General features: G+C 34.9%; 4 protein-coding genes. All 4 read right to left on the bottom strand.

Going from position 1 to position 12316, the window contains the following annotated elements:
• Nucleotides 1-991: 991 nt before the first annotated feature.
• The 4 genes from JJQ60_RS18725 to JJQ60_RS18710 all read right to left on the bottom strand — a co-directional run bounded on the left by JJQ60_RS18725 (nucleotide 992) and on the right by JJQ60_RS18710 (nucleotide 12301).
• On the bottom strand, nucleotides 992-1495 hold the full coding sequence (locus JJQ60_RS18725) for a hypothetical protein (protein ID WP_201923816.1): 504 nt from the start codon (nucleotides 1493-1495) through the stop codon (nucleotides 992-994).
• A 12-nt stretch (nucleotides 1496-1507) separates the two neighbouring features.
• The gene (locus tag JJQ60_RS18720; RefSeq protein WP_201923815.1) at nucleotides 1508-6022 is read right to left on the bottom strand and encodes an RHS repeat domain-containing protein; all 4515 of its coding nucleotides are present in this window, start codon (nucleotides 6020-6022) and stop codon (nucleotides 1508-1510) included.
• 26 nt (nucleotides 6023-6048) lie between these two features.
• Complete coding sequence (locus JJQ60_RS18715) at nucleotides 6049-11511, bottom strand: hypothetical protein (RefSeq protein WP_201923814.1); 5463 nt, start codon at nucleotides 11509-11511, stop codon at nucleotides 6049-6051.
• A gap of 160 nt (nucleotides 11512-11671) precedes the next feature.
• On the bottom strand, nucleotides 11672-12301 hold the full coding sequence (locus tag JJQ60_RS18710; protein ID WP_201923812.1) for a hypothetical protein: 630 nt from the start codon (nucleotides 12299-12301) through the stop codon (nucleotides 11672-11674).
• Nucleotides 12302-12316 lie beyond the last annotated feature (15 nt).

Below are 12316 nucleotides of genomic sequence, written 5' to 3'. Positions count from 1 at the left end.
TAGAAGAAGGTAAAAATAAAATGAGTGTACTAAATGCTGTAAGAAACAAAATTATACACATCATTTTTGCTTTGATTAAAAATCAAACTTTTTATCAAAACCGCTTGAATTTGTCATAGAAATCGAATTGACGCTTTTTTGTAATATATTTCTTAAATGCACAACAAGTTTGATTAATAATTTTGAATGGCAAACCTAAAGCTAAATACAATGCTACGGTATGGGGATTATATCCCTTTTTGAGAAGGGGAAATTTCTGAATAGGGATTAGATTTGAGTGATGTGGAGTGAGGTTTTAAATTGAAAATGAAGTGGTTAGCTGGTATGGGATGTTTTTGTAATCATAAAATTTGTTTTTCTGAGAATATGGTTTCCCGTAATTAGGGGTTTTGTAGCGTTTTTTGTCATCCCGGACTTGATCCGGGATCCAGAATAGTATAATACGGATGTACTGAAATCTAAATTAATCACAAAAAAACAGTCACATCTTTTACTAATATGACTGTTTTTACTGTTTTGTACTATTTTTTACTCATATACGGTACTAGTTGCAAACTAGCACTAGCGACATACTACACTCGAGTGGGGCACCCGTCATAGACTAGCGCCAGCGAGGGGCTAGTTTGGGTACTTAAAGCAGACCTTACTCAAAAACTAGCACAATAAAAAAATCCACAGCAGTAATGCTGTGGATTTATCTATTTTTATATTCTTACTCTTATCCGACAATCTTTGACGGCACCCGAAAGGATTCGAGCGCTAGCTGGGAGTTTTGAAGTTGATTTTTTTTTAGTGGTATTGGCTATATAAAAATGAGTTTTGTCATCCCGGACCTGATCCGGGATCCACCACCTTACTCTTCGAAGTTTGCAACTTCGTTGAATGCACTATAAAAAAAACAGCATATCTTTTACAACATTACTGTTTTTAGGTATTAATTTATTTGACAAATTACGGCTACGAGGTTATAAACTTCGCAGAGCTGGGCCAATTAAGGAAATAATATCTCATACTCTAATAAATTATCATTATTAAATGATTTAAAAACATTTTGATTAAAACTTATTGATAATTGACCTGTTGCTAAATATTCTGCCTTTTCTTTTTTTAAATAGAAAAAACCGATTGATACACTATAATTATTACTAAAAAATATTTCTATTTGGTTTAAGAACTTTGTGAGTCCAAATAAATTAAATCCAGAGGCTTTCCAATAATAGGTCTTTATCTTTTTTATAAAGTAAGTTTCATTTTTCGAGTCTGAAATTAATTCTTTTTTGATTTTACAAATTTCTATATCTGCTTCACCAAATACGTGCGGTAACTCTTCAGTTTGTAAAATAATTTTGTCGCCATTTGCAAAAAATAATTCTATTTTTTCAGCAAATAATACTTTGTTGTATTCAAAAAAAGGATTAATAATTTCGTCATCAATCTTGAGTTCAATTAAACTAAATCTAATCGCACTTTCAAATATTTTTTGAATCTTTCTCATTAACTTAATATATCAAAACCAACCAAAAATTCTATTTTTTTTAAGCTGGGAAGGATTGGTAATTGGATTACCAGTAAATAATTGTCTATGATGTTTCCCAGCGCTAGAGCCTCCAAAATGATAATGCCAAAATTTTTGATTTATAGGAGTAGCGCCATTTGGTCTTAATGGCCAATTATGATAATCAAGTGCAGCTTGAAATCTATTGAATTTTTTCCCGAATAGATTAAATGGCTTATGATTAAAACCTATAACTCTTCTTCCAGTCATACCACCTGCATTCGCTCTAGACCAAATTGAAAAAGTAAATTTACCAATATTAAAATTACCAGAATGTCTTATAGGTAATCTTATTCCACCGGCAATTCCTGAACCAACTAAACCATATTCTGCACCTGCTCTATAAACTGACCCGACCCTTTCTCTCATGATTTCGGCATTGCCTCTTTTCATGTCAGATATTTTTACACTAACAAGTCTACTTTTAAGACTTCTATCTCTTCCAGGTAAATTATCTATACCTCCATATCGTGATATAATTTCTTGATCGTAATCATCTAAATTATTAAGAGTATATCCATCATAATCATAAGAAAATTTAAATCCTGCCTCATCACCACCGATATCTTGAGTAATGTAATATTCTTTATCGGGATTTGCTGCAACGAATTCACTATCAGTATTTCTTTGAATTTTTCCACCAAAACCACCTTTAAGATATGCCCATGCCGCACCCCACCAAGATTTCCATCCTCCATCAGAATCAATTCCATTAATAGGGTCATTCCCCATTCCTAGATAAGGAGAGCTATACTGACCATAAGGATCAGTGGTCAACCATCGTCCAATTCTACTATCCCATAATCTTAATTGAAAAGCTTCCTTTCCAGTTTCGGTATCTTTTTCTTGTCCTTGGTAGGCATAACGATACCCTTCAGCTCCGCTCAGGGTTCTTCCTGGCATTGGCATACCAAAAGGATAGTAGTCGGTAGCTGATGTAATTGCCAGTTCCTGTCCACTTGTCATTCTTCCTACGACAGCACGTACATTACCTAAGTGGTCTGTTAATTGATATAAACTATGGCCACCACTATTTTTATATCTTTTATAAACTCCTAATCTTTGTGCACCATAAATGGTATGCTCGGTAATACTAGGAGATGCACTTCCCCCACCAGAAACATTAGCATCAAATTTATTATATACAGCCATTGCCATACCTGCAGCATCTCGTACATAGAACGTGGTTGTTATAGAACTATTGGTAGGATTAAAGCTTTCCTTTCTAACTCTATGGTTTTTGTCGTTGTAAAAGAACTTCACCAAAGGTGTATTATCTTTATGCACCTCGGTCACCAATCCACTGGCATTGTAAAAGTAATCAATATTTTCTTCTTTATTTTTTACAAGTTGTCCTATCTCATTATACACATAATTATCAGGATTGATTTGAGTATCAATATCATCTGCGCCATCAACATCTCCTGCATCATCGGTCACTTGTTTTAACTGGTTGGGTTTTGTAGCATCATAATTATACGATAGCTTATCCATGGCATTACTACCGTTTTCGGTTTGCTTATTACGGGTTAAGGATTGAATATTCCCGTTGGCATCATAGGTGATACCCGATACATTATAATCGCCATCCCCTTGTACGGTACCATCTTTTGCAATGCTGGTAGTAAAGGTTAAACTACTGGTTGCCGTAACTTTAAATCCTGGTTGCATCTTTATGGATTGGGTAGCTTCAGCAGTTTCTGCAGCTGTGATTGTTTCACTTTTAACAAGGGTAAGAGGTATGTTAGGATCTACCTCATTTACCGTTTGGTTAAAGCTCGCTCCCGTTAACCAGTTGTTTTTATCATATGTATAATAATAGGTATCTGGTTTACTATTGTTTTGACCTTTGGTATTCCAAGTCATAGCTTTGATATTACCGTTATAATTGTTTATTCCTGGGCTGGTATTCGGAATAGGTTTTGGTGTATTGCTCCTGTTGTAATCTCCATTATAATAGTGAAGGTTCATCCCAAATAAGTCATTATTATTTCCTCCGGGATCATTTGCAGCGTTAAGATTAGGGTGATTGATACTTTTTAGGGCTCCGTTTAGGTTGTACACGTAGTCTATTTTTTGTAATCCTTCTGCCAGATTTAACTGTTTTAACCCACCGGTTTCGTAGTACTTATAAGTAGCATGCTCGGTAAAGGGCATATCACTATCGATAGCCGTTTCTACTTTGATCAAACTATAATCTTTAAGGTAATAGGTGTATCTATGGATAAACCGATCAGCCGCCTGGTATTTTTGATAAATCACCTGGGTTACCTGGCTCGTTATCGGATCATATTCATAATCAATAGTTTTGAAGCCTAGTTCGGCAATGTCTTGTACAACCCATTGTACTCGGCCATAGTTATCATAACTATAATAGCTAGTGGTATGATCATTGGAGGTTTTGGCTACATTACCTGCTAAGAAAGATGGATCTTTATAGTTCGCTGGCAATGCATTGATATCATCTTGTGTTACTGCATCATAGGCAGTGAATTGCTGTTCGGATAATGAACCTGGAAATCCTAAACCATCTGGATCTAGTGTTTCAAAGTTTATAGGTTTAAACCCTGTATAGACACCGCTTTCAACAGGCCTTCCTTTTTGATCATAGTTAGTATATGACATTTGATTGGTAGCACGTTGTTTACTATTTTGTGAGTATCGTATTTGTCCATCCTTGCGATATTTAAACCAGGCTTCACCTTCATCAGGACTTTTGGTATAAGTTAATTGCCCTAATGCATTGTATCTAAACTCGCTTTTTAGTTTGTTTAAGGGTTGGTATGATGATATTAAACGCCCAGCTTCATCGTATTCATTAAGACTATAATCGTAGTAATTTTCTGGGTAATTTATGGTATAATTACTTGTACTACCATCTACAATAGCGATTCTATAAAAACCACTTTCAAGGCTCTTAAAAGGAATTGTTATTAACTCCTCTGTTATTAAATCATATACATCAAATCTACTATCATTATTTAGAATCCACCCTTGAAAATCTCTAACATCAATTCCTTTTGTACCTACAGGGATATGTATATCTACATATCTTTGTTTACCAATGCGGACTACAGAAATTCTAGTACTTGTATTACCTTCTTCATTACCACTGCGGGCAGAAGCTAAAACTTTACCATCTGTATCCGTAAAAATTACGGTTTCTATACCATGAACGTCTCTGGTTATTGTTTTGAACACCTTATAGTTGTCATATTTTGTATCTCCAAAAGCGACAGATTGAGAGAGTTCTCGTCCTGCAGGCATAGAGAATACATAACCGTTTTTCCATTCGTTATCCATTTTATTGCCGCCTATGGTTTTTAAAGGGACTCCAGGATTTAGTTCACTATAAATAGTACGGGAGTAGGGGTAAGAGGTGATATCCTGGTAGGTTTCGCCACCATTTTCTGTGGTATTATTTTCGCTATAATACCAACCCAGTGAGTTTGGTTGAGTACCTACTATCGAAGGATTCTCTGGGTCTGTTTCAAAATCAGTTTCAGTGAATGTACTTCCGTTAGATTTTTTTATAAAATCTTTTCGATACAAAAAATCAGTGGGGATGTCTTGGTTGGTCGGTGCATTTAGGGTTTGCAATGCTGGTCTTCCTTGATTGTCATATAAAGTTTGTGTTGCCCAGGTCTTACCTGTTTTATAGTCTTTAGTTTGAGTTTGCACTGATTTTCCATAATCGTCAAAGTACGATTTGTTTTTAGCAATATCGGTTTCCGTCACATCGTAAGTGGTCACTTTTATCGTATTCCAGTATTCTGCTGTATTTGATCCAGCAGGAGGGCATCCGTTATTTGAACCATTTATACCTGGGCATAAATCATCATTATTTCTTACATATTGGGAAGAAGGTTTTGTACATCGCATGAGTATGTTACTGTTTTCACCAAAACCATCCCCATCGGTATCGATATACCAAGTGATTTCTAGCACGCTACTATCATTATCATCACAATCTGTTCGATTAGCAACGGTGACATAATGTGTTGTAGCAGTAGATGGATTGGTACAATGATACTCTGCTACAGAAGTGATACTAGCTTGTCCATCTTTATCATTATCAATATAATAAGCGGTTTTGTTGCCAATAGTACTATCGGTATCATCACAGTCATTATTATTATCTACAAAACCTATGGGTCGAGTGCAGTCAAGTGTTGATAACCCATTGGGATCTCCTAAACCATCGTTATCGGTATCAGCATACCATCTTTTAGGTCCTTTAATATCAGGATCGGTATCATCACAATCAGTATTATTAAATGTCCAACCTGGTGCTGGTCCACAACGATCCATAAAGACATTAGGATTACCATAAAAATCCCTATCACTATCTTGATAATAGCGTTCATATACAGGATTAGCCCCACAGTCGTCAATTGGTGTAATGATCTGACCAAATGAAATGGTCATAAAGCCAAATAAAAATATATATATAATGTAATTTTTCATTTATTCTATTTTTTGATGGAAATTAATTATTGAGGAACAATATCTATGGGATTGTCCGAGCAGGTTCTTAATCGATTTTTTTGTCTTTTTACATCTGCCTCGGTCTCTATATCTTTTACTTGACATTTTACATAGACTGTTTTATCACAATCTGTATATACTGTCTTCTCATTGTTACTCCCCCAAGCTCCAAATGAAGCGGTTTCTATTGCTAATGGACTATCACTTACAGCCCAACGGTATTGATATTTTCCACTACCACCATATCCATTGGCAATAGCTTTGGCACTATAGTAATCATAATTATCAAAGTATAATCCCAATTGTAAGGGAGGATAGGATTCTACGGGGTCAATTATTCCGTCACCATTCGTATCTATTTGGGCTACTTTTTTATAATTGTAGTTAATTTCTTTTGATTTTTTGAATCCTCCTGGTACTCCTGGAGCTGTAATAACTTCAAGATATGTTCTTACCAATCTTCCTGCCTGATCATATTCATATTTTGTAGCCAGGTTATTATCGCCGATGACATGAGATAATTCGTCCCATTGGTTATACACATAGCTGGTCATGCTAGAGGATAATGGGAGCAGTCTGAAATCATCTAAATCTGTAGCTCGATCAGAGGTTATACTAACGATTGCTTCATTTGTTAAAATATTGATATATCCATTTAATAGGACCCAATCACCCGCAATGATAGTTTCAGAACTTTTGAAATCGGTTACAAAAGGAAAGCTCGTGCCATTTTGTACCATTATGCTCACATTACTTTCTTGTCCTTTGCGTACCCATACCGAAACTTTGAATTTTGAGTTTTCATCGGTTCGTTCTGTATCTGCAGGAAGTTTTGCTTCGAATGCAGTTCCACTATTTATTCTGATTACATTATTGCCTGTGTGAGCATCTGGTACAGTAATTACATTTCCATAGGTTTTTACTTCTCCGTCTAAGTATACACCATTATTTCCATTATCATTTGCAATATATTCTGCACCGCTATAGTACATATCGGTATACTTGGCATTGGCAGTTGCAATTACTTTACTAGCATTATCTCCCATTTTTGTGGATGCTCTGTTTTTATTGATATCCATTGCTTCTAATGGTTTAGAATAGTGGTCATATAATGTGGTTGTTGATGTATTAATCCATTTGGTATTGGTTTGAGAGGTACCGGGAGTCCAATCAAATTCATCGTCGTTTCCAATGTAACCAACATAAGTTCCATCTGTATCCAGATCACCTTTCCATGCAAATGTTTTATGTTTACGCCAGATTTTAGAATTTCCTGTAGATGATGGTTCTATATCACCATCAAACTTAATATACTTCCAATCATTATTCCATGTCATAATGTTAGCCGCGATAGTTTTCCAGGTATTATCCTTTTTAATTTGGGTAAGTGTAGCAGCACTTTGAGTGAGCATGTTTTTATTAGAAGTATTATTTGCTTTTGAACCCATTCCGTATCCAGAACTTGGATTATATTGTGGAATGTCTTTAGCCAATATTTCTTTACTTCTAAATAGCTTTCCATCACTTTGTTGGTTCTCTACCAAAGTACTTTTTCCGGTCAGGTCATCAAACTCCTTGAACTCTGTATAATTGGAAAATCCTTGACTGTGATTCGTTGTCTTTTTTAGTACGGTAAGCTTGGTTTTTTTGGTAGATGTATTTAGGAAATACCTTTTCTTAATATCATTTGACACGTTGGTCTTTATAATTTTAAACGACTCTTCAAAAACTCCTTGTTTGTCATCAACCGTTCCATATTCATTTATGATTTTTGACATAACTTGATTCTTGGAATTGTAACGAGTGGTAGATATTAAAGTACCCAACTTAGATGTGTTATCGATAAGTTTATGTTTAGAAAAATTAATGTCTACAAATGCAGAATTGATGTATACATTTTCTTTCGAGTAGTCTTGTTGTTTATTCAACGATAAGAAATCATCTAGCTCAAAACCTTCTGGAGTATAACTTATGTCTTTAAATACATTAAATTTATAATCTGTATGACCTATTATGGATTCATTATTCGCATAATTAGATACTCTAACATTCTGATACATCACCTGAGGAGAAGGTAATTCTGTTATAAAATCTATATTTTTAGTATAATCTTCTGGAGCATAAATGGTTATCCCAGAACTCTCTCCTGTAGATGGATCATCATAATTATACGTTGATTTGTACTTTTTGACTCCATCTGTTATAGTTAATTCACTAACTCTTAAACCTCCATTGGTATTGGGTGTATTAGGTTTTCTATTTGAGAAAAAAGTATATTTAGAACGTGTACCGTTACTTGTTCCTCGTGGGTCGCCACAATTTTGAGAGTCAATTTTACCAAACCATTGACCATTGAGTTCTTCAACTTTTGTATAATGAACCCAGTTGATAGCATTACAATTTGCACCTCTTCTTACATAAGGACTATGATGAATTCTAGGAATTTTAAAAACGACTAGGTTACTTGCAACGGAAGATACTTCGCTATATTTAGCAACATCACCAATTCTATGTGATGTATTACCAGGAGGGTGTCTCCAGTATTGAACATCTATGAAAGCTTCTTTACCGGCTTCAAAATACTCCCGAAAATCTACTTTATCTACGACAATTGGATCATTGCGGAGAAAAACAAATTTATTACCAGTTGCATCATTAACGAATGCAAATTGCAAGAAGTTATTAAACACTCGATCTCCATTCACAATTTCCTTATGATAACTATCAGGCTCGTATTTGATATTGATATTACTTCCAATAGGAGTTTCTATGCTTTTTAAGCTCCATGCATCTGGATGACTCTTGTGAAATCCCCATGGATCAATCTGATCCTTGTCAAAGGTTATATGGGGTTTTTGATATTGAAATTTGTAAGGAGGTACTAGGTTTGTTCCTTTATGCCCCCCAAAAGCTAAAGATTTTAATGTAAGCCTTCCTTTGCCATTGGATGCATCAGAATTATGAGATCCTCTTGCTAAAGGGTAGGATTCATCATAATTAAAATCAATAATTTCTGTGGCTTTTTCTATTAAATCAAAACTTAATGCATCTATATCTTTGACATCTAATACATTTGAGTAAAATTCACCCTCCCAGTTTCTATAATGAACGGGTACGGTTTTTTCCAGGATTTTTCTTCCTGATGCCAATTCATATCCATCAAACCTCTCTTTAACCTCAATCTCTCCCATGTTTTTCGGAGATGATTCACCAGTATTTGTTTTTGAGATCCCTGAACTTGGTAGATCTTTATTATTTAATACTACAATTTTATTTAGTCTTAGAGACTTATGTTTTTTAGTTTTAAATTTATAACCATGAAAGGAAGTTCCATAATCAATACGTGTGTTATGGTGATAAAGGCTATAAATACCAGAAAGATAATCTCTACCATCGTTACCTTCTAAAAAAAGGCCGTGATGAATATCTTCTTTCCAGTCTAAATTATTAGAATTTCTCGGGATATTGATTATCGAAGATTTATCATCACTTCTATCTTCTTTTATGAACAATGCGGTGTGTGTACGTGTTTGTACCTTATCTAAATAATAGATATCTTTTACACCCCATGAATAAGATTTTGTCTTTTCAAATGCTGTTTCACCTGTTCTTGGGTTTCTCCAACTATAACCATCACTCCACTTTCCATAATCAAATGCAACCCAATATCCATAATCTGATTTATTTACTTTATTATCAAAATTAGTGTCTATGTAATCTGGACCGGTGATTGCTGTTAAAAGCCAGTGGGTAGCATAAGGTTCAAATTGCTGATTTTCTGTATAATTAAGATCAATGTTATACAGTATATCTGACTTTCTTGTTACTTGTTCTCTTTGATAAACCGGAATGGTATAATGATAGGTTTTTCCGTCTATAGCGGTTATTTTAAATGCTCCAATACCTTTTGATGGTGTCATTTTAGGATCATTTCGGTTAAGGTTTGAATTAGAGATAATTATATTAGGATTATTAATTATTTGTTCATTTGTAAACGTCTCTATATGTTTTCCTTTTTTTAATCGCCCATTACCAGAGTTATACATGTTCTTTCCGTTTAGCTCTGAAAGAATGTTGTTGTTTGTTGTTTCGTAGTTGAAAATTTCACTTGGATAGTTTAATAAATTAGTGTTCCAATTTCCGGTATCTAAACTTAAATACGATGAGTACTCATTTTGAAAATAGAAATGAATATCATTAAACGTGTTATCAATACTCTTTTTGAACTTTTTAGATGAAGAGGGATAGATATTTCTATTAAATGATCTATCACCAGATGTAGGGCTTATTGTAGTTTCCCTATTGTATAAATATCCTGGCTCTATAATTGCGGGTTTCATTAATCCGGCAATTCCTTGACCAGAGACACTATAATTATCATAACCAACAAATGAATAGTTTCCTCTAGCCAACTGGTATCCATGTTTTAATTGATTATACGATTCATAACTATCAAAATCTACTTTCCACTCGATTATGGAATCTTCCAAAACCTTATCCATATTTCCTGCATAAAGAGCACCTTGATTTATTGTATAATCGGCTTCAAACACCCATGATCTTCGCATAGAGTATGTTAGATTAAACCAATACATGTGTATTCCGATTCTTCTGGAAAAAACGTTAGCAGTCACCTCTCCACCAATAGAATTATTTAACCCAATTGTTGCTCCTGACACTTTTACTCCTAAACCTTGATTTGTGCTAAGAGAAATACCTGTACTCATTTGCCCCATACGTCTTTGTCCTGACTTAGATATTCCTACACCTGCACTTCCTGAAACATAAGTATTTCCATTTTCAAAGGATTGTGAAACTCCAATACCTGCATTAAAGCCTATTCCATTTTTAAGACCTCCCGAAAAACCAAGACCAATACTTGCTCCATTAGTGCCAATACTTCCATTGATTGAAAAAGGAGAATCCTCGCCTAGGCCAACAGATCCTTGTATTCCGAAATTGTTTTTGTATTCAGTTTCTCCATTAAAAGCTCTATTTTCAGAATATCCCATATAAACTCCAATTGATGCATAATCACCAATCCCTATGCTTAAACTTCCCCCATAGCTAGTATTCACACCCGAAGTAATAACACTATAGGTTTTTGCATTATACCAATCATCAGGTGATTTTGTGACACTTCTGTTTATCGCTCCTGGGTTTAGATTCCAACCTAATCCAACCCAAGATGCTTCTTGGTCCATAGCTATTCCACCATGGTACGATAGTGCAAGAGGATATCCTCCTTCTGGGGACGGTACATTAAGCAAGGGTAGTACATAAGACAGATCCCCAGTAAGTAAATTCACCATATCTGTAGCATCTACCGGTTCAAAGGAAGCGGCTTCAGGAGCCATAGGACCATTATTATTGGCCCATAACTGGTTATAAGGGATTAATGTTTGTAAAAATGTGAGCATAAAAAACATTGCAATAATGCGATGCGATGGTTTGGTTTTGGTTTTCATGAAACATGTTTGTTTTTATAAGTACTTCGACAACACTTCGACAAGCTCAGTGTGACATCTTAGTGTGACGATGGTTTTAAATTATATTTGTTCTCGATACAATCCTCCAGCCCGTGCTGAGCTTGTCGAAGCATCGGATCACTCGAACTGACGTTTCTTTTTACTTAAATTTCAGTTTTGGTTCGTTGTTTATCATATCTGTTGGGATCTTAAATTTTACCTCTCCGGTATAAAATCCCAAATCCTCTATGGTAATATTGAGATACTCTTCATTTTTTATATTCTGCTCTCTTGGGTACACAAACAGCATGGTAGTTGCCCCACTAATCCCATACATTCTGGGATAGATATAATCTGCCATCGCAATAGTATCTTTTTGTGGAGTATACAGGTGTACTTTCTGTTCCATACCAAAAGCCAACTCATTAACCATAGCACCAAATTGTTGTTTGTTGCCCGCTACATTACTCAATAATTCCTGGTTGTTTTTTGACATCGATAAGGTGAAATACAAATACTTGCCATATTGCTCTCGTAAACTGTCTACTGTAGACACCTCTTCTTGATCTGTTAATTCTTGATCGACTAACAAATCGGTAGGTTTATACAAAACTGAAAAATTTACTCCATTGACTATTTTAGTATGTAGATATCCATGCTCTGGTTGTTGGATATAACTCATCAACTCCTCTGAGGTATCAAAGGTTTTGGTGGAGCAGGATTGGATTATAAGTACCACAATAATGATTAAAGTAGCCTTTAATATTTGATATATTTCTGCCTTATTCATTTAGAATTAGCGTTT

The sequence above is a fragment of the Aquimarina mytili genome, assembly GCF_016735115.1.
In the GTDB taxonomy this organism is placed as follows: domain Bacteria; phylum Bacteroidota; class Bacteroidia; order Flavobacteriales; family Flavobacteriaceae; genus Aquimarina; species Aquimarina mytili.
Note: the sequence above shows the minus strand (reverse complement) of the source record. Positions and strands in the feature narration are given on the sequence as shown.

What these genes read in the sequence shown, in the direction of transcription:
- JJQ60_RS18725 (WP_201923816.1), bottom strand. Translation starts at nt 1,495, where the DNA reads ATGAGAAAGATTCAAAAAATATTTGAAAGTGCGATTAGATTTAGTTTA.
- JJQ60_RS18720 (WP_201923815.1), bottom strand. Translation starts at nt 6,022, where the DNA reads ATGAAAAATTACATTATATATATATTTTTATTTGGCTTTATGACCATT.
- JJQ60_RS18715 (WP_201923814.1), bottom strand. Translation starts at nt 11,511, where the DNA reads ATGAAAACCAAAACCAAACCATCGCATCGCATTATTGCAATGTTTTTT.
- JJQ60_RS18710 (WP_201923812.1), bottom strand. Translation starts at nt 12,301, where the DNA reads ATGAATAAGGCAGAAATATATCAAATATTAAAGGCTACTTTAATCATT.